Source organism: Roseateles sp. P2_H4 (assembly GCF_056403315.1).
Genome location: NZ_JBFUFR010000008.1, coordinates 117055 through 142697, shown reverse-complemented (window position 1 = coordinate 142697; position 25643 = coordinate 117055). Strand labels below are relative to the sequence as shown.

Genomic DNA, 25643 nt, shown 5'->3' with positions numbered 1-25643 from the left:
CTGGATGCAGCGGAGCGGAGCTTGTCATTCATGAGCCGGCGGCGCGCGCCCAGGGGCGCGTTGGGAGGAGGCGGCGGATTATAGGAAGCACCGTCACGCCCTCCTTGTATACCCGCATGCCCAACCAGCAGCGTGCCAAACGACCGCTTCACATGTGTTTTTCAGTAGCTTGCAAGTCAATTGAATCGTGTATGTTTAGCAACGTGGCGTTACCAGCTTGGGCCGTTTTTCCGTTCGGCGTCAACGGCTTTGCTGCTAGCATTCAAGTAACTTATTAATAGTCCGATACGTAACTCGCGTGTCGGGAACAAAGGGCATGGGAATACTTGACGCACTTTTGGGTCGCAAGCACCCCCCCCTGATTGGCCTGGATATCAGTTCATCCAGCGTCAAGCTGGTGGAACTGAGCCAGACCAAGAGCGGTGAGTTCGTTCTTGAGCGTTTTGCCAGCGAGCCCTTCGAGAAGGGCTGGATCGCTGACGGCCAGATCGAAAAGTTCGACGAAGTCGCCGACGCAGTGCGCCGCGTGGTTGCGCGCAGCGGCAGCAAGACCCGCGACGCGGCCCTGGCCATGCCGCAGTCGGCCGTCATCACCAAGAAGATCRTGTTGCCCGCCGGCCTGCGCGAGGAAGAGCTCGAGCTGCAGGTCGAGGCCGAGGCCAACCAATACATCCCGTTCTCGCTGGACGAGGTCAGCCTGGACTTCTGCGTCATCGGCCCCAGCCCCACGTCGGTGGGTGACGTCGAGGTGCTGATAGCCGCCTCGCGCAAGGACCGCGTGCAGGACCGCCAGGGCCTGGCCGAAGCGGCCGGCCTGCGGCCCGTCGTGCTGGACATCGAGTCGCATGCCTCGCGCATGGCCATGGGCCGCCTCATCATGGCCCTGCCCAACGAGGGCAAGGACGCCCTGGTCGCGCTGTTCGAGATCGGCGCCGACACCACCAGCCTCAAGGTGCTGCGCGACGATGAACTGCTCTACGACCGGGACCAGTCCTTCGGGGGCTCCCAACTGACACAGCTCATCTCACGGCAGTACGGCTTCTCCTTCGAGGAGGCCGAGCAGAAGAAGCTGGCCAACGAACTGCCCGAGGACTACGAGAGCAGCGTGCTCAACCCCTTCGTCGACAGCCTGTCCCAGGAAATCGGCCGGGCGCTGCAGTACTTCTTCACCAGCACCCCGCATCACAAGGTGCATTACGTGATGCTGGCCGGTGGCACGGCCACGCTGCCTGGCCTGAAGGAGCGCGTGACCGACCTGACGGGTTTCGCCTGCATGGTGGTCAATCCCTTCGAGAACATGGGCATGGGCTCGGCCGTGCGCGAGCCCAAGCTGCGGCGTGAGGCGCCGTCCTATCTGACCGCCTGCGGCCTCGCGATGCGGAGGTTCTTCCAGTGATCCTGATCAACCTGCTGCCTTACCGCGAAGAGCGGCGCAAGCGGCGCAAGCTGGCCTTCTTCACGGGCCTGGGTTTTGCTGGCCTGGTCGGCGCTGGCCTTGTCGTGGCGGCCTATCTGATGCTGCAGTTCCTGACTGCGGAACAGCAGTCGCACAACCAGTACATCCAGGGCCAGATCACGCTGCTCGAAGCCCAGATCAAGGACATCGCCGACCTGAAGGCCGAGATCGAGTCCTTGAAGGCGCGCCAGCGTGCCGTCGAGGACCTGCAGACCGACCGCAACACGCCGGTGCAGTTGCTCAACGATCTCGCCAGGCTCGCGCCCGAAGGCATCTACCTGACCGCCATCCGCCAGGACGCCAAGGTCGTCACCATCAGCGGCATCGCCCAGACGAACGAGCGCGTGTCCGAGTTCCTGCGCAATGTGTCGCGCAGCTCGGAGTGGCTGGAGAAGCCGGATCTCATCGAAGTCAAGCTCGCCACCGTCACGACCAACACGCGTGACCAGCGCCGCCTGCTGGACTTCTCGATGAAGGTCTCGATCAAGAGCCCGGTGCGCGAAGCCGCGCCGGGTGCTTCCGCGCCGAAGAAGAGCTGACCGCCATGGCGACCTCCACACCCAAGTTCGACCTGAATGCCTGGTTCGCCGATCTGGCGAGCCAGTTCCAGGGCCTCAACCCGAAAGAGCCGGGCCAGTGGCCGCTGCTGCCCAAGCTCGCGGCCTCGCTGGTCGTCATGCTGGCGGTGGCCATCGCCGGCTATGTCTTCGTGCTTTCCGACGTGCAGGCCGGCCTGGAAGCCGAACGCGACCGCGAGCCGCAACTGCGCCAGGACTATCACAACAAGCTGGGCCAGGCCGTCAACCTGCCCGAGCTGCGCAAGCAGAAGAGCCAGGTCGAGGAGTACGTGACCCAGCTCGAGAAGCAGCTGCCCGGCAAGGCCGAGATCGACTCCCTGCTGTCCGACATCAGCAGTGCCGGTGTCGGCCGAGGCCTGCAGTTCGAGCTGTTCCGCCCGGGTCAGGTGCTGATCAAGGACTACTACGCCGAGCTGCCGATCGCGGTGAAGGTGTCGGGCCGGTATCACGACATCGGCGCCTTCGCGGCCGATGTGTCGAACCTGTCGCGCATCGTCACGCTGCACAACCTCGTCGTCGTGGCGCCCGCGGGCCCGCGCGACGCGAATGGCGCTCTCAGCATGGAAGCCACGGCGCGCACCTATCGCTACCTCGACGCCTCCGAAGTCGCCGAGCAGAAGAAGGCCGCGACCAAGCCGGCGGGAGCCAAGAAATGAAGCGCCTGCTGATGCCCCTCGCAGTCCTGTTGTCGCTGGCCGGTTGCGGCAGCGACATGGACGAACTGCGCCAGTGGATGGCGCAGGAGCAGAAGGACGCCAAGACCACCGTCACGCCGCTGCTGCCGCCGAAGAAATTCCTGCCGCAGCCGTATGAATCGGCCGCCGGCGTGGATCCCTACAGCCCGCAGAAGCTCAGCGTCGCCATCAAGCAGGAAGCGGCCCAGCCGAATTCCCTGCTGACCGCCGAGATCAGCCGCCGCAAGGAACCGCTGGAAGCCTATCCGCTGGACGGCATGGTCATGGTGGGCAGCCTGACGCGCGACAACCGCCGCTATTCGCTGTTGCGCGTCGACAACTTGTTGTATCAGGTCAAGGCCGGGGACTACCTCGGTCAGAACTTCGGTCGCATCACCAAGATGAGCGAAACCGAGATCACGTTGCGAGAAGTCGTCCAGGACGCTGCGGGCGAGTGGATCGAGCGCACCAGTACCCTCCAGCTACAGGAGAAGGGACGATGAACAGTACACCGCAGGAGAATAAGTCGATGGGCCGTGGCTGGTTGCTGGGATTCGCGCTCACGCTGCTGGCCACGCCGGCGGCTTGGGCGCAGACGCAGATACGCGCGATCAACACCAGCCAGCAGGCGGGTGTGGAAGTCGTGCGCATCGAATTGAGTGAGCCTTTGCAGGCCGTGCCAACGGGTTTCACGATCCAGACGCCACCGCGCATCGCCATCGACCTGCCAGGGGTCGTGAATGCCCTGGGTCGCAACCAGGTCGAGATCAACCAGGGCAATCTGCGCTCGGCCAATGTGGCCCAGGCGGGTGAGCGCGCCCGTGTGGTGCTGAATCTGCGCCATGCCTCGAACTACAGCGCCAAGCTGGAGGGCAGCTCCCTGGTTCTGGTGCTGGACAGCGCGCCGCAGGTGGCTCCGGCCACCAACACCGAACCTGTCCATTTCGCGCAGAGCCTGAACGCCGCGCCCCAGCCCCTGCGCGATATCGACTTCCGCCGCGGCGCCGAAGATGCCGGTCGCGTCATCGTCAACCTGCCCAGCAACCAGGTCGGTGTCGACATCCAGCAGCAGGGCCAGAGCCTGGTCGTCGAGTTCCTGCGTTCCAGCCTGCCTGAGAACCTGCGCCGCAAGATCGACGTCGTCGACTTCGGCACGCCGGTGCAGACGATCACGACCACGCAGTCGGGTGACCGCGTGCGCATGGTCGTCGAGCCCAAGGGCAACTGGGAGCACAGCGCCTACCAGAGCGACAACCAGTTCGTGCTCGAAGTCCGTCCGCAGAAGATCGACCCCAACAAGCTGACCCAGGGGCCGGGCTATGCCGGCGACAAGCTGTCGCTGAACTTCCAGAACATCGAAGTCCGTGCGCTGCTGCAGGTCATTGCCGATTTCACCAACTTCAACGTCGTCACCAGCGACACCGTGACCGGCAGCGTCACGCTGCGCCTGAAGGACGTGCCCTGGGACCAGGCGCTGGACATCATCATGCAGGCCAAGGGTCTGGGCCTGAAGAAGTCCGGCAACGTGCTGTGGATCGCGCCCAAGGACGAGCTCGCGGCGAAGGAAAAGCTGGACCTCGAATCCAAGGCGGCCATCGCCCAGCTCGAGCCCCTGCGCACCCAGTCCTTCCAGCTCAACTACGTGAAGTCCGAGGACCTCGCCAAGGGCCTGACCGGCCAGGGCATCAGCGGCAGCGGCGGCAGCAATGGCTCCGGCGGCGGCACCCGCATCCTGTCGGCGCGCGGCAGCGTCATCTTCGAGCCGCGCACCAACCAGCTCTTCGTGTCCGACATCCCGAGCAAGCTCGAGGAGATCCAGGCCATGATCGCCAAGATCGACATCCCGGTGCGCCAGGTGTTGATCGAAGCGCGCATCGTCGAGGCCAATGACAAGTTCGGTCGCTCGCTGGGTGTCAAGCTCGGGGCCGCGGACGTGCGTGGCCTGCAGGGCGGCATTCCGGGTTACAGCGTCGGCGGCAGCAACTACGTGACCGTCGGCGGCAACTACAACGGCGTGGGTTACCAGACAGGGCTGAACACCGACAACAACTACAACAACACGCAGTTCGTCAACCTGGCGGCCAACACCTCGTCCGACGCCTTCAGCGGCGGCAACGCGGCGACGGTGGCGCTGTCCCTGTTCAGCGCGACGGCCAACCGCTTCCTGAACCTGGAGCTGTCCGCCCTCGAGTCCGACGGCAAGGGCAAGGTCGTGTCCAGCCCGCGCGTCATCACCGCCGATCAGGTCAAGGCCTTGATCGAGCAGGGCGAAGAACTGCCCTACCAGGTGGCCACCGCGAGTGGCGCCACGTCGGTGCAGTTCCGCAAGGCCAACCTCAAGCTCGAGGTGACGCCGCAGATCACGCCCGAAGGCAGCGTCATCCTGAGCGTGGACGTCAACAAGGACAGCCGCGGCACGCTGACGCCGCAGGGCTATGCCATCAATACCAAGCACGTTCAGACACAGGTGCTGGTCGAGAACGGCGGTACGGTTGTCATCGGCGGCATCTACACCCAGGACGAAGGCGAGACCGTGAACAAGGTACCGCTGTTGGGCGATGTGCCCATCCTTGGCAACCTGTTCAAGAACAAGACCCGCACGACCTCGAAAACCGAGCTGCTGATCTTCCTGACGCCCAAGGTCGTCAGCGAACGGCAGACGGTGCGCTGAGGTTTTACTGAATTGACGATGTGTCAGCTGCGCTGGCTACACACGGGAGTGCAAAGAGATGTTGAAGTTTGATGTTTGGAGCCGGATTGCGGTCCGTGCGCTGTTGGGCGGAGCCCTCGCGGCCGTCCTCACCGCTTGCGGTGGTGGTGGCGGCGCCGCCGGGACACCGATCAATGGCGGTGGTGGAGACACCAGCAGTCTGACGGCCCTGTCGATCACGGGCAATTCCAGCCTTCCCAATACGGGGACCGAGACGCTCGCCATCAAGGTGACGGCGTTGACCACTGGCAATACAGCGCTGATCGGCAAGGCAATTCCCATCAATTTCGCGGTGAGCAGTGGGGCGGTCGTCACGCCCGCCGGCACCAGCACCGGCACGGGCGATGGCACGTTGGCGGCGACGGTCAGCCTGGTGGACAAGACCAGCCGGACTGTCACGGTCACGGCATCGAGCGGCACCGTCAGCCAGACCTTCTCGTTCAACGTCGTGGACAGCGTCACCGGCAGCAAGGTGGCTGACATTTCCCTGGTGTCTGACAAGGCGACGCTGCCGAACAACGGCACCCAGGTGGTCAACCTCACCGCAACCACGCTCGACGCGTCACGCGGCGCCGCGGGTGGCGCGCCGCTGACCTTCGCCGTCGACGATCCGGCCAAGTCCGCCTTCGTCTCCGCGGCGGGCGGCGGCGCGGTGACCGACACCAACACAGGCCAGCTCAAGGCCACGGTGGAGTTGGGCAGCAACAAGACGAACCGGACGATCAAGGTCACCGCGACCAGCGGTACCGTGTCTCGCTCCATCAGCTTCGATGTGGTTGATTCGTCGGCGGTGACGCCTACCGCGGCCGACATGTCGATGAGCCTGAACAAGGCCACCATCGGCAATGGCGGCGGTGACACGGTCGACGTGACCGTGACGGCCGTGGACAGCGGCCGCAACGCGGTGTCTGGCATCGACGTGACCTTCAGCGTGGACTCCAACGCCGTCCTGGTGGTTGGCAACGGGAAGACCGCGGCCGACGGTACGGCCAAGGCTTCGGTCACCATCGGTGCCGACCGTTCCAACCGTCTCGTCACGGTGACGGCCAAGAGCGGCACCTTCGTGCGCCAAGCCTCGTTCCGCGTGACGGGTGCGAAGCTGCAAGCCACGCTGCAGCCCGCCACCTTGAAGGTGGGCGACCCGGGTCAGGTCCAGTACACCTTGACCGACGTGAACGCCAATCCCATGGTCGGTGTCACCCTCACGGTGTCCGGCCCGGGTCCGACCGCCAGCGCTACAGGCACGACCGACAGCAGCGGTCGCTACCTTTACAGCTATGTCGCAGCGGGCTCGGGACCGACGGCGATCTCCGCACAGGCGGGCGGTGCGACCATCACCAGCACCGTGCAGATCGACGCCAAGCTGTCCGACGTGCCGGCCGCGGTCGACATTGCCTCGGCCACCTTCACCGTGGCCCCGTCGGTCGTCAGCGTCAATGCCGTCGGCTCCAAGGACAACCGCGCCGAACTGCGCCTGCTGTTCCTGACCGCCAACAACGTGCCCGTGCCCAACGTCCGAGTGCGTCTGGGCCTGGGAGACAACGCGGCCGGCACGGATGGCGACATCGGTTCGGGCAAGGATGCCATCGTCACGTCCGACGCGAATGGCGTGGCGGTGTCAAGCTTCATTCCCGGCCAGCGCGCCAGTTCGACCGATCAGGTCAAGATCTACGCCTGCTACGCCAAGGACGACAGCGTCGAGACCATCCTCGCCTGCCCTGCCAGCCGCAAGCTGTCGGTTTCGCTGACCGTTGTGGAGCAGCCGCTGTCGATCAGCATCGGTTCCGCCCAGGAAATCGCAGTAGGTGCGAACGGCCAAACCTACACCGTTAAGTTCACTGTTCTGGTGGTGGATGCCGCAGGCAATCCCAAGTCGGACGTGCAGCTGACACCGCTCCTCGATTTGCCGAGCTACCAGAAGGGCGAATGGGTTTACAGCGACGCGGATCAGAAGTGGGGGCAGATCATCAGGGCCAAATGTATTGCGGAGGACAGCTCAATCAACGGCTTCCGCAACGGCACGATCGAGACATTCAACGGTGTTTCGGAGGATGTGAACGGTAACGGCCAGTTGGAGCCCCGCAAGTCCGACGTGTCCATCGCCATGATCAGCACGACCAAGACTGATGCGAACGGCACGGCCCTGCTTCGCATCGAGTATCCGCAGAACTATGGTGAATGGGTCGAATATTCCATTCGTGTCGCCGCTTCTGGCGTGGTGAGTCCACCGGCCGTGTGGGGGCGAGTTGCCACGCCGGGCTACACCCTGAATTCCTTGGTGGGCAATAAGGAACTCACGCCGGTCCCGGACACCGTGATCAAGACGCAGGCAAAGCCGCCGTTCATCAAGAGCCCGTACGGAATATCCGCGTCTTGTTCCGACCCCAACTGACGATGCCACCGGGGGCAGTCTGGACCCGTTCGTGATTGCCCTGGTGGGCATGCCCGGCGGTGGCAAGTCCACCGTCGGCAAACAACTGGCACGCCAAATCGGCGTGCCTTTTGTCGATTCAGACCATGAAATCGAGCTGCGCATCGGCGGCAGCATCAAGCAGTTCTTCGAGCGCCATGGCGAGGACGAATTCCGGGACGTCGAGACCGAGGTCATCGGCGAATTGATGGCCCGGCCCGGCGATTGCGTGCTGGCCACCGGTGGTGGCGCCGTGCTGCGGGAGCGCAATCGCGAGCTGCTGCATGAGGGCGCAACCGTGCTCTATCTGCGCTCCACCCCCGAAGATCTGTTCCGGCGCCTGCGCCATGACACGACCCGGCCTTTGCTGCAGGTGCGCGACCCGCTCGCCAAGCTGCGCGAGCTGCACCAGCAGCGCGACCCGCTCTACCGCCGTTGCGCCCACTATGTGCTCGAGAGCGCACGCCCGTCCGTGCACGCCCTCGTCAACATGGCGCTGATGCAACTGGAGCTGGCTGGTCTGCTCGACCCGACGCGCGTGGCCGCGACAGTGGGGGCCGAGCCGCTTTGATGCCGGCTTGACGGCAAGCGGAGGGCCGCCCCAGGGGGGCGCTCTTACACTCGACGGCATGCCTGCTACCGATACCGTCCGCATCCAGCTTCCTGACGACCGCGCCTACGAGATTCGCATCGGTTCCGGCCTGCTGGACGAGCCCGCCAGCTGGCAGCAACTGCCCAAGGCCGCGGCAGCCGTCATCGTCAGCAACGAGACCGTGGCGCCGCTGTACGCCGCACGTCTGTGTGAACGCCTGCAGGCTGTCTATCGCCGCGTCGACCTCGTCGTGCTGCCGGATGGCGAGCAGCACAAGGACTGGGCCAACCTGAACCGCATCTGCGACCACCTGCTCGGCGAGGCCCTGGACCGCAAGACCGTGCTGTTTGCGCTGGGTGGCGGCGTCATCGGCGACATGACCGGCTTCGCGGCCGCCATCTATATGCGCGGCGTGCCCTTCGTGCAGGTGCCGACCACCTTGCTGGCCCAGGTGGATTCGTCCGTCGGCGGCAAGACGGCCATCAACCACCCGCTGGGCAAGAACATGCTCGGCGCCTTCTACCAGCCCGAGCGGGTGATCGCCGACCTCGACACGCTGGACAGCCTGCCCGACCGCGAGCTGCGTGCCGGCCTGGCCGAAGTCATCAAGTACGGCCCCATCGCCGACGCCGGCTTCCTGTGCTGGATCGAAGACAACCTCGATGCGCTGCTGGCCCGAGACAAGGCCGTGCTCGGCTACGCGGTGCGCCGCAGTTGCGAGATCAAGGCCGACGTGGTGGGCCAGGACGAACGCGAGCAAGGGCTGCGCGCCATCCTGAATTTCGGCCACACCATCGGCCATGCGATCGAAGCCGGCATGGGTTACGGTGCGTGGCTGCACGGTGAGGCCGTCGCCTGCGGCATGGTGCTGGCGGCCGACCTGTCGCAGCGCATGGGCTTGATGCCGGCCGAGTTCGTCGAGCGCCTGCGCCGCCTGGTCGAGAGGGCAGGGCTGCCGGTGCAGCCGCCCAAGCTGGGGGCCGAGCGTTATCTGTCGCTGATGCGCGTGGACAAGAAGGCCGAGGCCGGCGAGATTCGCTTCGTCCTCATCGAGGCGCTGGGCCGGGCCGGCCTGCACGCTGTGCCCGACGCGCGCATCGTCGAGACGCTGGTGGCACACGGGGCCGCCTGAGATGTCGATTTTGCGCCCGGCCTACGCCGCCGACCCGGCGCGCAGCCGCGGCCGCCGCCTTGCAGAGCCGGCCGCGCCGACGCGAAGCGAGTTCCAGCGCGACCGCGACCGCATCATCCACAGCACGGCCTTCCGCCGTCTCGTCTACAAGACCCAGGTCTTCCTCAATCACGAGGGCGACCTGTTCCGCACGCGGCTGACGCATTCGCTCGAGGTGGCCCAACTCGGTCGCTCCATCGCGCGCAGCTTGGGCCTGGACGAAGACTTGGTCGAGGCCGTGGCCCTGGCTCATGACCTCGGCCACACGCCCTTTGGCCATGCGGGCCAGGACGTGCTGGACGAGTGCATGAAAGGCCATGGTGGCTTCGAGCACAACCTGCAGTCGCTGCGCGTCGTCGATCAACTTGAGCAGCGCTACCCGGCCTTCGACGGGCTCAATCTCTGCTTCGAAACGCGCGAAGGCATCCTCAAGCACTGCTCACGTCGCAACGCCGAACTGCTCGAGGCTGACGAACCGGGTGGCATCGCAACGCGCTTTCTCAACGGCGGCCAGACCAGCCTGGAGGCCCAGCTCTGCAATCTCGCCGACGAGGTGGCCTACAACGCACATGACGTCGACGACGGCGTGCGCTCGGGCTTGATCGAGCTGGAGCAGTTGCTGGAGGTCGAACTGGTGCGCGAGCACTGGCGGGCGTCGCTGGACGCCCATCCTGGCTTGGCGGGCAAGCGTCTGCTGTTCGAGACCATCCGTCGCATGTTGTCGGCGCAGGTCTACGACATCATCGACGCCACGCGCGCCGCACTGGCCGACGCGGCGCCCGCCGACGTCGAGGCGGTGCGCCGGGCCGACAAGCCCTTGCTGCGCTTCAGCCCGGAGATGCGAGCCAAGAGCACGGCGCTGAAGCGCTTCCTGTTCGCCAATCTCTATCGCCACGCCCAGGTTCAGTCGACGCGCAACCGTGCCGAGCAGGTGCTGCGCGACCTCTTCGCGGCCTACTCGGCCGACGCCAGCCAGATGCCGGCCGACTTCGCCGACCGCCCCGACCGCGAGCGCGCCTGTGCCGACTACATCGCCGGCATGACCGACCGCTTCGCCATCCGCGAGCACCTCAGGCTGACCGGCAAAAGCCTTTTCTGATTCGCCCTCACAAATTGGGGTCGGAGTCGATTATTCTGAATGCTCCTGCCAAGGCCGCTGTGCCGATAGGGATGCATTCATGGCCCGTCTCCCTCGACTGATCCTGCCGGGTCAGCCTCACCACGTCATCCTGCGCGGCAACAACCGCCAGGCCATCTTCTTCAGCGACCATGATCGCCAGCACATGCTGGCCACCCTGGCAGAGGTTGCGGCRCAATACCGGGTGGCCATCCATGCCTATGTGCTGATGGACAACCACCTGCACCTGCTGCTGACGCCGCCGGAGGTGGACGCCCTCAGCCGCATGATGCAGTCGCTCGGCCGTCGCTACGTGGCCTGGTTCAACACTCGCCACCAGCGCAGTGGCACGCTTTGGGAAGGGCGCTTCCGAGCCGGGCTGATCGAGGGCGAGCGGCACCTGCTGGCCTGCATGCGCTATATCGAGCTGAATCCGGTGCGAGCGGGCCTCTGCCAGGAAGCGGCGCAGTGGCCTTGGTCGAGTGCCGCGCATCACCTCGGCCGCACCCGCAGCGCCTTGGTCACCGAGCACGAGCTGTATTGGTCGCTGGGCAACACACCCTTCGAGCGTGAGCATGCCTATGCGGAGTTGATGGAGCAGGGCACCACGGCCCTGGAGCAGGCGCAGTTCACCGAAGCCGTGCTGCGTGGCCGACCGGTGGGCAGCGAGGCTTTCCTGGGCGTTTTGGCTGACGTTCACCCGAAAGTGGCGATCAAGCGGCCGCGCGGGCGGCCACGCAAACCAACACAGCCGTCGCCCCAGGGCGAGATCGGCTAGCTGCTTTGACTATGGCCCCAATTAACTTGCACGAGCAACGGAGACAAAATTAAATTGACTCTGACCCTAATTTAATCAAGTTGCCGCATTTGCTGCACTGCATTAATCTTCCGCCCTGTTGTGTTCCAGGAGGGCGCCATGAGCCACGCTGCGCAGATTCAAGCCGAGATCCAAGACCTTGCCGAGCACGGGCTCTACCGGCCGGGCAATGAGAAGGATGCCTGCGGCCTCGGCTTTGTGGCGCATATCAAGGGCCAGAAGGCGCACAACATCGTCCAGCAGGGGCTGAAGATCCTCGAGAACCTGGACCACCGCGGCGCGGTGGGTGCCGACAAGCTGATGGGCGACGGCGCCGGCATCCTGATCCAGATCCCGGACGAGTACTACCGCGCCGAGATGGCCAAGCAGGGTGTCAACCTGCCGCCGCCCGGCGAGTACGGCGTCGGCATGATCTTCCTCCCCAAGGAGGCCGCCTCGCGCCTCGCCTGCGAGCAGGAACTCGCCCGCGCCATCAAGGCCGAGGGCCAGGTGCTGATCGGCTGGCGCGACGTGCCGGTGGACCGCGACATGCCCATGTCGCCGACCGTGCGCGAGAAGGAGCCGGTGATCCGCCAGATCTTCATCGGCCGCGGCCCGGACATCATCGTGCCTGACGCGCTGGAGCGGAAGCTCTACGTCATCCGCAAGACCGCCTCCAGCGCCATCCAGGCCTTGAAGCTCACGCACAGCCGCGAGTACTACGTGCCCAGCATGAGCTGCCGCACCGTCATCTACAAGGGCCTGCTRCTGGCCGACCAGGTCGGCAAGTACTACCTGGACCTGGCCGACCCGCGCGTCGTCTCGGCCATCGCCCTGGTGCACCAGCGCTTCTCCACCAACACCTTCCCCGAGTGGCCGCTGGCCCACCCCTACCGCATGGTCTGCCACAACGGCGAGATCAACACGGTCAAGGGCAACTTCAACTGGATGCGCGCCCGCGAAGGCGTCATGAAGTCGCCGGTGCTGGGCGACGACCTGAAGAAGCTCTACCCGATCAGCTTCGAGCACCAGTCCGACACGGCCACCTTCGACAACGCCATCGAGCTGCTGACGATGAGCGGCTACCCGCTCGCTCACGCCGCCATGATGATGATCCCGGAAGCCTGGGAGCAGCACGAGGGCATGGACGAGCGCCGCCGCGCCTTCTACGAGTACCACGCCGCCATGATGGAGCCGTGGGACGGCCCGGCCGCCATGGCCTTCACCGACGGCCGCCAGGTCTGCGCCGCGCTGGACCGCAATGGCCTGCGTCCGGCCCGCTACTGCATCACCGACGACGACCTCGTCGTCATGGCCTCGGAAAGTGGCGTGCTGCCCATTCCCGAGGCCAAGATCGTCAAGAAGTGGCGCCTGCAGCCCGGCAAGATGTTCCTKATCGACCTGGAGCAGGGGCGCATCGTCGATGACGAGGAACTGAAGAATCAGTTTGCCAACGCGCGCCCCTATCGCCAGTGGATCGAGAACGTCCGCGTCAAGCTGGACGATATCGCCGTGCCCGAGACTGCCCGCCCGGGCTTCACGACGACGCTGCTGGACCGCCAGCAGGCCTTCGGCACGACGCAGGAGGACATCAAGTTCCTGCTCGCCCCCATGGCCGCCAATGGCGAAGAAGGCATTGGCTCGATGGGCAACGACTCGCCGCTGGCGGTGCTGTCGGGCAAGAACAAGCCGCTCTACAACTACTTCAAGCAGCTGTTCGCCCAGGTCACGAACCCGCCGATCGACCCGATCCGCGAAAACATCGTGATGTCGCTGAACAGCTTCATCGGCCCCAAGCCGAACCTGCTGGACATCAACGCCATCAACCCGCCGATGCGCCTGGAAGTCAGCCAGCCCATCCTGGACTTCGACGACATGGCGCGCCTGCGTGGCATCGAGGCGCCCACCCACGGCAAGTTCAAGCCCAGCGAGCTGGACATCACCTATCCGCGCGACTGGGGCCGTGCCGGCGTGGAAGCGCAGCTGGCCTCGCTGTGCGCTTCGGCCGTGGACGCGATCAAGACCGGCCACAACATCCTCATCATCACGGACCGCCACCTCAGCGCCGACCGCATCGCCATCCCGGCGCTGCTGGCCCTGTCCGCCGTCCACCATCACCTGGTGCGTGAAGGCCTGCGCACGACGGCCGGCCTGATCGTCGAGACCGGCACGGCCCGCGAGGTGCACCATTTCGCCGTGCTGGCCGGCTACGGTGCCGAAGCCGTCCACCCCTACCTCGCGCTCGAGACGCTGGAGGCCATGGGTGATGAACTGCCGGCCAAGCTGACGGCCGAGCAGGCCCGCTACAACTACATCAAGGCGGTGGGCAAGGGTCTGTCCAAGATCATGTCCAAGATGGGCATCTCGACCTATATGTCCTACTGCGGCGCGCAGATCTTCGAGGCCATCGGCCTGAAGGCGGACTTCGTCGAGAAGTACTTCCGCGGCACGGCCACCCAGGTGGGCGGCATCGGCGTCTTCGAGGTGGCCGAGGAAGCCATCCGCATGCACGAGGCGGCCTTCAGCGATGACCCGCTGCTGGACAGCATGCTGGAGACCGGCGGCGAATACGCCTGGCGCACCCGCGGCGAAGAGCATATGTGGACGCCGGACGCCATCGCCAAGCTGCAGCACGCAGCGCGTTCGGGCAAGTTCGAGACCTACAAGGACTACGCCCAGCTCATCAACGACCAGAGCAAGCGCCACATGACGCTGCGCGGCCTGTTCGAGTTCAAGTTCGATCCCGCAAAGGCCGTGCCGCTGGAGGAAGTCGAGTCGGCGGCCGACATCGTCAAGCGCTTCGCCACCGGTGCGATGTCGCTGGGCTCCATCTCCACCGAAGCCCACGCCACGCTGGCCGTCGCCATGAACCGCATCGGCGGCAAGAGCAACACGGGTGAGGGCGGCGAAGACCCGGCCCGCTACCGCAACGAGCTCAAGGGCATCAAGATCACCGATGGCACCAAGATCAGCGATGTGATCGACGGCAAGGTCATCGCCGTCGACTACGAGCTGAAGGAAAACGACAGCCTGCGCTCCAAGATCAAGCAGGTTGCATCCGGCCGCTTCGGCGTCACGACGGAATACCTGGTCAGCGCCGACCAGATCCAGATCAAGATGGCCCAGGGCGCCAAGCCCGGCGAGGGCGGCCAGCTGCCCGGCGGCAAGGTATCCGAATACATCGGCATGCTGCGCCACTCGGTGCCGGGTGTCGGCCTCATCAGCCCGCCGCCCCACCACGACATCTATTCCATCGAGGATCTGGCCCAGCTCATCCACGACCTGAAGAACGTCAACCCGAAGGCGGACGTGTCGGTCAAGCTGGTGTCCGAAGTCGGCGTGGGCACAGTGGCCACTGGTGTGGCCAAGTGCAAGGCCGACCACATCGTCATCGCCGGCCATGACGGCGGCACCGGCGCCTCGCCGTGGTCGTCCATCAAGCACTGCGGCACGCCGTGGGAGCTGGGCCTGGCCGAAGCCCAGCAGACCCTGGTGCTGAACCGCCTGCGCGGCCGCGTGCGCGTGCAGGCCGACGGCCAGATGAAGACCGGCCGCGATGTCGTCATCGGCGCGCTGCTGGGCGCCGACGAGTTCGGCTTCGCCACCGCGCCGCTGGTGGCCGAAGGCTGCATCATGATGCGCAAGTGCCACCTCAACACCTGCCCGGTGGGCGTGGCCACGCAGGACCCGGTGCTGCGCAAGAAGTTCACCGGCCGCCCCGAGCATGTCGTCAACTACTTCTTCTTCGTCGCCGAGGAAGCGCGCCAGATCATGGCCCAGCTGGGCGTGCGCAAGTTCGACGAGCTGATCGGTCGTTCGGACTGGCTGGACACCAAGAAGGCCATCTCGCACTGGAAGGCCAAGGGCCTGGATTTCGCCCGCATCTTCCACCGCCCCAACGTTCCCGCCGACGTGGCCCGCATCCACAACGATGTGCAGGACCATGGTCTGGAGCGTGCGCTCGATGTGAAGCTCATCGAGAAGTGCCTGCCCGCCTTCGAGAAGGGCGAGAAGGTGCAGTTCATGCAGGAAGTGACGAATGTGCGCCGCTCGGTGGGTGCGCGCCTGTCCGGCGAGCTGATCCGCCGCAAGCCCGAGGGCCTGCCCGACCACACCATCTTCATCCAGATGGAAGGCACGGGCGGCCAGAGCTTCGGTGCCTTCCTGGCCCAGGGCATCAGCTTCTATCTGATCGGTGACGCCAACGACTACACCGGCAAGGGCATGTCGGGCGGCCGCATCGTCGTGCGTCCCAGCATCGACTTCCGTGGCGACGCGACCAAGAACATCATCGTCGGCAACACGGCGTTGTACGGCGCGACACGCGGCGAGGCCTTCTTCCGCGGCGTCGCCGGCGAGCGCTTTGCGGTGCGGCTGTCGGGCGCGACGGCCGTCGTCGAAGGCACCGGCGACCATGGCTGCGAGTACATGACCGGCGGCACCGTTGCCGTGCTCGGCAAGACCGGCCGCAACTTCGCGGCCGGCATGAGCGGCGGCATCGCCTACGTCTATGACGAGGACGGTCACTTCGCCAAGCGTTGCAACACCAGCATGGTGTCGCTGGAGAAGCTGGCGACCTCGACCGAGCAGGAAGCCAGCGTCGACAAGGCCATCTGGCATCGCACCAAGGGTGTCGACGGCGTGGACCGCGAGGCCCAGACCGACGAAACCATCCTGAAGAAGCTGCTGGAAGACCACCACCGCTGGACTGGCAGCCAGCGCGCCCGTGACATCCTCGACCACTGGGCCGAGTCGCGTGCCAAGTTCGTCAAGGTGTTCCCGAACGAATACCGCCGTGCCCTGGGCGAGATCAACGCCGCCAGGGAAGCCGCACAAACCATCGCTCAGGCCAAGGCGCCTGAAGCAGTCAAGGCTTAAGGAGCGCCAAGCATGGGCAAGGTTACTGGCTTCATGGAGTACGAGCGTCTGGAAGAGGGCTACGAGCCCGTCCCCGCTCGCGTCAAGAACTACAAGGAATTCGTCATCGCGCTGAACGTCGACCAGGCGAAGCAGCAGGGCGCGCGCTGCATGGACTGCGGCACGCCGTTCTGCAACAGCGGCTGCCCGGTCAACAACGTCATTCCCGACTTCAACGACCTGGTCTACAAGGGCCGCGCGGAAGACTGGAAGAACGCCATTCACGTGCTGCACAGCACCAACAACTTCCCCGAGTTCACCGGCCGCATCTGCCCCGCGCCCTGTGAGGCAGCCTGCACGCTGAACGTCAATGACGACGCGGTGGGCATCAAGTCCATCGAGCACGCCATCATCGACCGCGCCTGGGCCGAGGGTTGGGTCACAGCCCAGCCGCCCAAGGTGCGTACCGGCAAGAAGGTCGCCGTCGTCGGTGCCGGCCCGGCCGGCCTGGCCGCCGCCCAGCAACTGGCCCGCGTCGGCCACAGCGTCACCGTCTTCGAGAAGAACGACCGCGTCGGTGGCCTGCTGCGCTACGGCATCCCGGACTTCAAGATGGAGAAGTCCCACATCGACCGCCGCGTCGAGCAGATGAAGGCCGAGGGCGTCGAGTTCCGCACCGGCGTGATGGTTGCGTCCCTGCCCGAGGGATCCAAGGTCACCAACTGGGCCAAGGAAACTGTTCAGGCAGACGAGCTGAAGAGCCAGTTCGACGCCATCGTGCTGACCGGCGGCGCCGAGCAGTCGCGCGACCTGCCCGTGCCCGGCCGTGATCTGGCCGGCGTGCATTTCGCGATGGAGTTCCTGCCCCAGCAGAACAAGGTCAATGCCGGTGACAAGCTGAAGAACCAGCTGCGCGCCGATGGCAAGCACGTCATCGTCATCGGCGGTGGCGACACCGGCAGCGACTGCGTGGGAACGAGCAACCGCCACGGCGCCAAGAGCGTGACGCAGTTCGAACTGCTGCCCCAGCCGCCCGAAGTGGAAGACCGCCCGCTGACTTGGCCCTATTGGCCGATCAAGCTGCGCACCTCGTCCAGCCATGAAGAGGGCTGCGAGCGCGAGTTCGCCATCGCCACCAAGGAATTCGTCGGCGAGAAGGGCAAGCTGACCGGCGTCAAGACCGTGCGTCTGCAATGGCAGGGCGGCAAGATGACCGAGATCGAGGGCAGCGAGCAGATCCTGAAGGCCGACATGGCTTTCCTGGCGATGGGCTTCGTGTCGCCGGTCGCGACCATCCTGGAGGCCTTCGGCGTCGACAAGGATGCGCGTGGCAACGGCAAGGCCGCCACCGAAGGCGCCAACGCCTACAAGACCAATGTCGACAAGGTTTTCGCGGCCGGCGACATGCGCCGCGGCCAGAGCCTGGTGGTCTGGGCCATCCGCGAAGGCCGCCAGGCGGCCCGCGCGGTGGATGAATACCTGATGGGTTCGACGACGCTGCCGCGCTGAAGCAGCGCCGCCTTTCCCCCTGCAACGCGACCTCCGGGTCGCGTTTTTCATGGCGCCGTAGCAATTGCTTACCGGGGCCTGCCGTTCGTCGCAGTGGCGCGAACGCCCGTCGAGAAGCCGCGCCGCGGTGCGCAGTTTTGCACGACATTCACGCCGGCCCTGCCGCAGAATGCCCCGAAACGACCACTTGATGGTCCCTCTGGCGAGCGCTCATCGCCTCGTCTTCGCACCACAGGAACTGCCCATGTCCCAATTCGCGCCTCCTCAGGTTCAACGTGGCTTCACGCTGATCGAGCTCATGATCGCGGTGGCCATCGTGGGCATCTTGGCCGCAGTGGCGGTGCCGCAATACAAGGACTATGTGCGCCGCGGCACCCTGCCCGAAAGCTTCTCGCAGCTGGCGGACTACCGGATCAAGATGGAGCAGTACTACCAGGACAACCGCGCCTACGGGACCACGGTCTGCGCCGACGGTGCCGCCGCCCCGAGCTGGAAGACCTTCGTCCCCAACGGCGCCAAGAACTTCACCTATGCCTGCACCCTGACCGCCTCCGGGCAGGGCTACACCCTCACCGCCACCGGCAAGACGGGTACGGTATCGGTTGGGCATGTGTACACCCTCAACCAAGCCAATCTGCAAACCACGACCACTTTCAAGAGCACGGCTGTGAGCGGCAAGAACTGCTGGCTCGCCAAGGGCACGGAGTGCTGAGGTGGCTATGAAGCGGCAGGCCCTGCGGGGTGTCACCTTGGTGGAGCTGGTGGTGGTGGTCGGCCTGATGGCTTTGCTGCTCGCGGCCGTGATTCCCAGCGCCAGCGCCTGGATACGCAACACCCAGATCCGCAACGTGGCCACGTCCCTGCAGACCGGGCTGCAGCGTGCCCGCGCCGAGGCGATGCGGCGCAACACCAATGTGCGCTTCTCGCTCGTGACCCTGAGCAACGTGGCGGTGATGGACAACAGCTGCTCGGTTAACGAAGACAACGCATCGTGGGTGATCAGCCTTGACGACCCGAGCGGCAAATGCGCGACCGCGGTCAGCGACACGACGGCACCCCGTATCCTGGACAAGCAGGCCGCCGGCAGCGGCTCCCAGAATGTCGTGGTGTCAAGCTCCGATTCTGGTGGCGGTGATGCCGACACCGTCGTGTTCAACGGTTTCGGCCGCGCTGTGGACATGTCGCCTGCGATAGCAACTCTGACGACGCTGGACATCGACAACAAGGTCCCTGGCGATGACTTCCGCGCGCTGCGCATCGTCATCGGGACCGGCGGCACCGTCCGGATGTGCGAGCCCAAGGTCGCCGCCAGCAGTGACCCGCGCAAGTGCTGACCCGCTGCATCATGGAGTTCCAGGCATGAAAACAAGCTCGAAGCTGAAGGCTGGCCGCGGCCGGCACACCGGTTTTGCGATGCTCGAAGCCCTGGTCGCGCTGTTGATCTGCGCGATGGGCGTGCTGGGCGTCGTGGGCCTGCAAGGGGCCATGACGCGCGCCCAGACGTCCGCCACCTTCCGGGCCGAGGCAGCCTTCCTCGCACAGCAGTTGCTCGGCGCGATGTGGACCGACCGCGCCAACCTGAACGCCTACGCCACGGCCAGCTGCGGGGCCGCCTGCACGGACTGGCAAGCCCGCGTGGCGGCCCGGCTTCCCGGCGGCCAATCCACCGTGACTGTGGCCAACACGGGGGTGGTGTCCATCGAGATCCGCTGGACGGCGGCCGGTGAATCGCAGAGTCGATTCAACATGGCCTCGTCCATCAACTGAGGGCCGCCCCGTGATGGTCTTGCATTCCAAACTGAACCCCGGCCGCAGCGCGCTGGGCCGTGCAGCCGTGCRTGGCGTGACGCTCATCGAGCTGATGATCGGGCTGCTGCTGGGCCTGGTCGTCGTGCTGGTGACCGCCCAGGTGCTGTCCTTCGCCGAAGGGCAGAAGCGCGTGACGACCGGTGGCGCCGATGCCCAGGTCAACGGCTCGCTGGGGCTTTACACCCTGCAGCGCGAGATCCAGATGGCCGGCTACGGCCTCATCAACGAGCTGTCCGCGCTCGGCTGCCCGATCTCTGCCAACCACACCGCCGGCGGCGCCTTCAACTGGCCGCTCGTGCCCCTGGTGATCACCGCCGGAGCCAACGGCGCCCCCGACAGCATCACGGTCATGTCGTCAGGCCGCGCCTATGCCGTGCCGGCGTTGATCAGCGTCGACCACCCGACCACGGCGGATCGATTCACGCTGCGATCGGCGGTGGGGATCTCGGCGGGCGACATCGTGATCGCCGTGCCCACCAGCTACTCCGCCACCAACTGGTGCGGCGCCTACCGGGTCACGGCGCTCGCCAACAGCAACCAGGCCGTGCATGGCACAACGTCGCCCTGGAACAGCGGCGCCCAGGTGGCGCCGGCTGCAGGCTACTTCGCGGGCGACCGGCTGATCAACGCGGGTCAACTGGTGCGGCGCACTTTCGCGGTGGACGCCAACTACAACCTGCAGCAGCAGACCCTGGACCTGACCACGGGCGCCATGCAGTCGCAGGAGTTGTTCCCGCAGATCGTCATGCTGCGTGCCCTGTATGGCAAGGACACCAACGCTGACGACGTCGTCGACACCTACGACAACGTGACGCCCACCACCAATGCCGGCTGGCGGCAGGTGCAGGCCGTGCGGCTGGCGCTGGTCGCACGCAGCGGGAGCTACCAGAAGGACGAAGTGACCGTCGCCGCGCCCAAGTGGGACGTTGGCACCGTGGGCACCGTCACCGGCGCCACCACTTGCGGCACCAGCAGGTGCCTCGACCTGACGATCAGCGGTGTACCGGACTGGAAGCACTACCGCTACTCGGTGTTCGAGGTGACGGCACCCCTGCGCAACGTGATCTGGGGACGATGAAATGATGAACTGCCACGCAATCACGACAACGCCGACCCGCCGGCAGCGCGGGGTCTCGCTGATATTCGCGCTGATCGCCCTCGTCATCATCTCGCTGGCGGCGGTGGCGCTGGTGCGGTCGGTGGACACCAGCGCGCTGGTCATCGGCAACCTCGGCTTCAAGCAGGACGCGACGTCGGCGGCCAGCCAGGCCGCCGAGTCGGCCGTCGCCTACCTGAACGCCAACGCCGGCACGACGCTGCACACGGACCAGGCAGCCGCCGGCTACTACGCCACCAGCCGCGACGCGCTGGACGTGACCGGCCAGGGTTCCACCGCCAACACGCGGGCGGTGGTGGACTGGACCGGCAACGGCACCGGCACCTGCTTGCTCTACGCGGCGGGCAGCTGGGGCACCTGCGTGCGCCCATCCGCCGACATCAGCCTCAATGGCGGCGCCAACACGGCGCGCTACATCATCACGCGGCTTTGCGCAGCTGAAGGTGCGCCGTCGGCGGTCGACTGTGCGGTGCCGACCGGCTCGGCGCTCACGGGCGGCGGCAACAAGGGCGTGCAGGACTACAAGGCGGGCAAGGCGCAGGCCCTCGTCTCGAATTCCCAGTACTACCGCATCGTCGTGCGCAGCACCAGCGCACGCGGCACCGTCTCGTTCACCGAAACCATGGTCCAGCTGTAGGCCACGCAGGAGATCAAGCATGAAAACGACCTCTTTTCTCCCTGGGTTGCGGTGGCTGGCCGGGGGCCTGCCCTTGCTGCTGGCCGCGGCGACGGCGAGCGCCGGATCGGCCGACCTGGCCGACCGGCCGCTGAGCAGCATGGCCAATGGCACGCTGGTGCGCTCCAACCTGATGTTCGTGCTCGATGACTCGGGCTCCATGAACGACAACTACCTGCCCGACGACGCGCCCACCGGCGACGTCTGCTTCGGCTGGGTCGGCGCCAACAAGATCTTCTTCGACCCCAACCGCAACTATCCGGTGCCCTTGAAATCCGATGGCACTTCGATGGCGAATGCGAGTTTCACGGCCGCCTGGAATGACGGCTACAAGAGCGGGTCGAGCACCGTCGATCTGAGCAACGACAACCCCGAAACACCCGGGGTCGTCGGGGCGACCATCGGCAACCCCAGCCAGTCGGTCACTTCGGCCGTGTGCGGCGCCAGAAACGACAACGCCTGTGCGGTGCCGGGCACCACCACCACGTCGAACTACGACAGCCCCAGCAATTCGACGACTTCCGTCGTGACGACCTACTCCCGCATCAATGCGCCCGGCAAGACCTGCAAAAGCGGCGTAGCAAACAGCTGCTCCCTTCAGACCACCATCACCACGACCAAGACCGAAGGCGACTACGGCCCTTTCCTCTGGGCGACGCCCAAGGCCGGGAAAACGGGCAGCAGCTGTGCAGGCCCCGACTTCGACGTCGTGCGCGCCCAGAACGCGACCGCCGCGCAAAAGCAGAACTACGCCAACTGGTTCTCCTACTACCGCACCCGCATGCTGGCCATGCGGGCCGGTGCCGGCATGGCCTTCGCCAGGATCGACGCCACGCGATTCCGCGTCGGCTTCTCCAAAATCAGCGAGTACGCCAATGGCGGCGCCAACAGCACGGGCTTCCTGAACGTCGGCGACTTCGATGGCGGCACGCAGAAGACCGACTTCTTCACCCGTCTGTATGGCACCTCGGGCAACAGCACCACGCCGCTGCGGCCAGCGCTGGCGCGGGCTGGCCGCTACTTCGCCAACCGGTTAACCGGGCAGACGGATCCGATGCAGTACGCCTGCCAGCGCAACTACACCATCCTGTCGACGGACGGTTACTGGAACGAGGGCAGCATCACGCACAAGGACCTGGCCGGCACCGTGGGCATCGGCAACACCGATGCGGGCGCGTCGGTGGCACGGCCGATGCGCGATGAGGCCAACGGCGGCGCCGGCTACGCCGACACACTGGCCGACGTGGCGCAGTACTACTACGTCACCGACCTGCGCACCGCGACCCTGGGCAACTGCACGGGCTCGGTCGCCAACCAGGACGTCTGCGACAACATCGTGCCGGTCGACACCAAGGACAACAACTCGGCCCAGCACATGACCACGTTCACGCTGGGCCTGGGCCTGAGCGGCACGCTGACCTACGACAAGAACTACGAAACCCAGCGCAGCGGCGACTTCTACGACATCAAGCAGGGCAACAAGGTGTGGCCGGAGCCGCTGTCCAACACGCTCACGGCTGTCGATGACCTCTGGCACGCTGCCGTGAACGGGCGTGGCACCTACTACAGCGCCAATAACGCGTCGGAGATGGCCGCCAGCCTCGTGGATGCGCTGACCCGCATCGACGCGGCCACCGGCAGCTCTGCCGCGGCGGCCACCAGCTCGCTGACGCCGTCGGCGGGCGATGACTGGTTGTTCATCCCCCTCTACACCACCAAAACCTGGGACGGCACCGTCAATGCGTTCAAGATCGACACCGGCACGGGCGCTGTGCTGAACCCCGGCACGCCGATCTGGTCGGCCTCCGATCGCATCAAGGGCCAGGCCTCGCGCACCATCCTGTTCAACAACGGCAGCAACACCCTCGTCGATTTCACCGAGGCCAACCTGACCACCGCCGGCAAGGTCAGCAACTTCCAGAACCTGTGCACCACGGGGGCGGAGAAGCTGAGCCAGTGCGTGACGATGGACGCGGGCGCCAAGCCCAAGGCCACGGCCGCCAATCTCATCAACTTCCTGCGCGGCACGACCACCTACGAGCAGTCCGCCAACGCCGATGCCGACAAGGTGTTCCGCACCCGCACCGGCCCGATGGGCGACATCGTCAACGGCGCGCCCGTCTACGTGAAGAAGTCGCCCATGAGCCTGGCCGACCCCGGCTACAGCGCCTTCGTCACGACGACGGCCTCCCGCCAGGGTGTGCTCTACGTGGGCGCCAACGACGGCATGCTGCACGCCATCAAGGTGGCGGACAACGTGGCCGAYGCCACCGGCGGCACGGAGCTGTGGGCCTATGTGCCGTCCATGGTCATGTCCAATATGTACCTGCTGGCCGACGCCGCCTATGAATCCAAGCACCGCTTCTTCGTCGACGGCGCGCCGGTAGTGGGCGACGTGTACGACGGCACCAAGTGGCGCACCATTCTGGTGGGCGGCCTGGGCAAGGGCGGCAAGGGCTACTACGCCCTCGACATCACCGACCCGGCATCCCCCAAGGCGCTGTGGGAGTACAGCAGCGACGGCGACCTGGGCTACAGCTACGGCAACCCCATCATCACCAAGAACAAGGCCGGCCGCTGGGTCGTGATGTTCACCTCGGGCTACAACAACACCTCGGGCGTGGGCTATCTGTATGTGTTGGACGCCGTGACGGGCGCGCTGGTGGACGCCAGCAGCAAGATCGCGACCGCGGCGGGCAGCCCCTCCACGCCCAGCAACCTGGGCAAGATCAACGCCTGGGTGGATGACGACGAGCTTGCCGTCGCATCGCGCGTCTATGGCGCCGACATGCTGGGCAATGTCTGGCGCTTCGACTTCGACGACAACTATGGCGTGGCCGGCAAGGAAAGCATGCTGCTGGGCACGACCGGCAGCAACCAGCCCATCACGACCAAGCCCGTGCTGACCGAGATCATCAACGGCAACTACAAATACCCGGTCGTGTCGGTGGCCACGGGGCGCTATCTGGGCACCACGGACGTTGGCGACACCGCGTTGCAGTCCATCTACACCTTCAAGGACGACCTGACCGTGACCGGCCTGGGCGCCCTGCGCAGCAATGCCGGCATGGTCAAGCAGACGCTGAAGGCCGACCGCAGCGGCCTGGTGAGCGGCGCGACGATCAACTGGGCCACGCAGAAGGGCTGGTATGTCGACCTCAGCCTCAGCGCCGGCGAGCGGGTCAACGTCGACTTCGACCAGCAGCTCAACCAGCTCATCGTCGCCAGCAACATCCCGCAGCCGACGGTCTGCTCGCCCGGCGGTACCTCCTGGCTGTACTACCTGGACGTCGGTTCCGGCAAGCCGCTGCTGACCTATTCCAGCACGACGCTGGTGGCAGGTATCACGAGCATCGTCAGCTCCACCGGCAAGCTGCTGACCCTGGTGCAGCAGGTCGATGGCAAGAACATCTCGCGCGCAGGTGCCGACCCGATCACCGTGCCGCCAGGCACCCTGCGCCGCACCTCATGGCGCGAGCTGATGAACTGAAGGGCGCGCGCGCCGGCCCGCCCTGGTGGTGCCTGGCCGGGGCGGCGCTGGTGCACTTCGCGCTGCTCGCCTCCGGGGCTCAGGCCCTGAGCGATTGGAAGCGGGAGCTGCTGCTGCCCAAGCCCGGCGACACGCCGGCGGCGCTGACGGTCCGGTACGTGGCTGCGCCTGCCGACTTGCGGGTGGCGCCGGCCGCCGAGCAGGCACCGCCGGTGGCCGCCACCCCCGGCCCGGCGACAGAGGCGACGGCTCCTCCTGAGCCACCTCCTGAGCCTTCACCTGCGCCTTCACCTGAACCGGTGGCGGTGCCCACCGTCGAGCCAGCCGTCTATGTGCCGCGGGCGCTGCTCAGCGTGGGGCCCGTGGCGCGCACGGCCGTGCTGCTGCAGTGGCCCCCCAACTGGCCGCTGCGGCGTTCCTACACGGCCATCCTCAGGCTCTACCTGGACGAGCAGGGTCGGGTCGAGCGCGTCGAGCCCGATGGCGACGCCGTGTTGCCCGAGCCGCTGTTCGAGACGGCGCGGCAGGCCTTCATGGCCACCGACTTCAGCCCCGGGCAGTTGAATGGCCAGGCGGTCAAGTCCTGGGTACGCATCGAGGTGAGCTTCGAGTCGGACAAAGTCGCCGCTCCGCCATGAAGACCGGCTGTGCGGGAAGGCTTGGTGTTTCCCCTATCATGGC

19 protein-coding genes are annotated in these 25643 nt (G+C 65.9%); all 19 read left to right on the top strand.

Annotated elements, in window-relative coordinates; translation table 11 throughout:
• Positions 1-316 precede the first annotated feature (316 nt).
• The 19 genes from AC1DW3_RS08600 (at position 317) to AC1DW3_RS08510 (ending at position 25600) form a co-directional block, all read left to right on the top strand.
• Positions 317-1396: a pilus assembly protein PilM gene (locus AC1DW3_RS08600; RefSeq protein ID WP_477930482.1), complete on the top strand. Its 1080-nt coding sequence runs from the start codon at positions 317-319 to the stop codon at positions 1394-1396.
• Positions 1393-1995, top strand: a complete 603-nt coding sequence (locus AC1DW3_RS08595; protein WP_477930480.1) for a PilN domain-containing protein — start codon at positions 1393-1395, stop codon at positions 1993-1995. The genes AC1DW3_RS08600 and AC1DW3_RS08595 overlap by 4 nt, the downstream gene beginning before the upstream one ends.
• 5 nt (positions 1996-2000) lie before the next feature.
• Complete coding sequence (locus AC1DW3_RS08590) at positions 2001-2690, top strand: type IV pilus inner membrane component PilO (RefSeq protein ID WP_477930478.1); 690 nt, start codon at positions 2001-2003, stop codon at positions 2688-2690.
• Entirely contained in the window at positions 2687-3211 is a 525-nt protein-coding gene (locus tag AC1DW3_RS08585; protein ID WP_477930477.1) for a pilus assembly protein PilP, read from the top strand. The genes AC1DW3_RS08590 and AC1DW3_RS08585 overlap by 4 nt, the downstream gene beginning before the upstream one ends.
• Positions 3212-3237: 26 nt before the next feature.
• Complete coding sequence (locus tag AC1DW3_RS08580) at positions 3238-5379, top strand: type IV pilus secretin PilQ (protein WP_477930601.1); 2142 nt, start codon at positions 3238-3240, stop codon at positions 5377-5379.
• Between the two features lie 58 nt (positions 5380-5437).
• Positions 5438-7810 (top strand): autotransporter outer membrane beta-barrel domain-containing protein, encoded by a 2373-nt coding sequence (locus AC1DW3_RS08575; RefSeq protein WP_477930476.1) that lies wholly within the window; start codon positions 5438-5440, stop codon positions 7808-7810.
• Between the two features lie 31 nt (positions 7811-7841).
• Positions 7842-8399, top strand: a complete 558-nt coding sequence (locus AC1DW3_RS08570) for a shikimate kinase (protein ID WP_477930474.1) — start codon at positions 7842-7844, stop codon at positions 8397-8399.
• A 58-nt stretch (positions 8400-8457) separates the two neighbouring features.
• A complete protein-coding gene (aroB, locus tag AC1DW3_RS08565) occupies positions 8458-9552 on the top strand; it encodes a 3-dehydroquinate synthase (protein ID WP_477930472.1) in 1095 nt (364 codons plus the stop codon).
• A gap of 1 nt (position 9553) precedes the next feature.
• Entirely contained in the window at positions 9554-10690 is a 1137-nt protein-coding gene (locus AC1DW3_RS08560) for a deoxyguanosinetriphosphate triphosphohydrolase (protein ID WP_477930470.1), read from the top strand.
• A gap of 79 nt (positions 10691-10769) precedes the next feature.
• The gene (locus AC1DW3_RS08555; RefSeq protein WP_477930469.1) at positions 10770-11486 is read left to right on the top strand and encodes an REP-associated tyrosine transposase; all 717 of its coding nucleotides are present in this window, start codon (positions 10770-10772) and stop codon (positions 11484-11486) included.
• A gap of 138 nt (positions 11487-11624) precedes the next feature.
• Positions 11625-16382, top strand: coding sequence for a glutamate synthase-related protein (locus AC1DW3_RS08550; protein ID WP_477930467.1), 4758 nt, complete (start codon positions 11625-11627; stop codon positions 16380-16382).
• Between the two features lie 12 nt (positions 16383-16394).
• Positions 16395-17870 carry a glutamate synthase subunit beta gene (locus AC1DW3_RS08545; RefSeq protein WP_477930466.1) on the top strand — a complete coding sequence of 492 codons (1476 nt, stop codon included), beginning with the start codon at positions 16395-16397 and terminating at the stop codon, positions 17868-17870.
• A 244-nt stretch (positions 17871-18114) separates the two neighbouring features.
• A complete protein-coding gene (locus AC1DW3_RS08540) occupies positions 18115-18582 on the top strand; it encodes a type IV pilin protein (protein WP_477930464.1) in 468 nt (155 codons plus the stop codon).
• A 7-nt stretch (positions 18583-18589) separates the two neighbouring features.
• Positions 18590-19204 (top strand): GspH/FimT family pseudopilin, encoded by a 615-nt coding sequence (locus AC1DW3_RS08535; protein WP_477930462.1) that lies wholly within the window; start codon positions 18590-18592, stop codon positions 19202-19204.
• Between the two features lie 25 nt (positions 19205-19229).
• A complete protein-coding gene (gene pilV, locus AC1DW3_RS08530) occupies positions 19230-19637 on the top strand; it encodes a type IV pilus modification protein PilV (protein ID WP_477930461.1) in 408 nt (135 codons plus the stop codon).
• A 13-nt stretch (positions 19638-19650) separates the two neighbouring features.
• A complete protein-coding gene (locus tag AC1DW3_RS08525) occupies positions 19651-20757 on the top strand; it encodes a PilW family protein (RefSeq protein ID WP_477930599.1) in 1107 nt (368 codons plus the stop codon).
• A gap of 4 nt (positions 20758-20761) precedes the next feature.
• The gene (locus AC1DW3_RS08520; protein ID WP_477930459.1) at positions 20762-21433 is read left to right on the top strand and encodes a pilus assembly PilX family protein; all 672 of its coding nucleotides are present in this window, start codon (positions 20762-20764) and stop codon (positions 21431-21433) included.
• Positions 21434-21452: 19 nt separating this feature from the next.
• Positions 21453-24962, top strand: coding sequence for a pilus assembly protein (locus AC1DW3_RS08515; RefSeq protein ID WP_477930458.1), 3510 nt, complete (start codon positions 21453-21455; stop codon positions 24960-24962).
• Entirely contained in the window at positions 24941-25600 is a 660-nt protein-coding gene (locus tag AC1DW3_RS08510) for an energy transducer TonB (protein WP_477930456.1), read from the top strand. Before AC1DW3_RS08515 ends, AC1DW3_RS08510 begins: the two co-directional genes overlap by 22 nt.
• Positions 25601-25643: the final 43 nt, after the last annotated feature.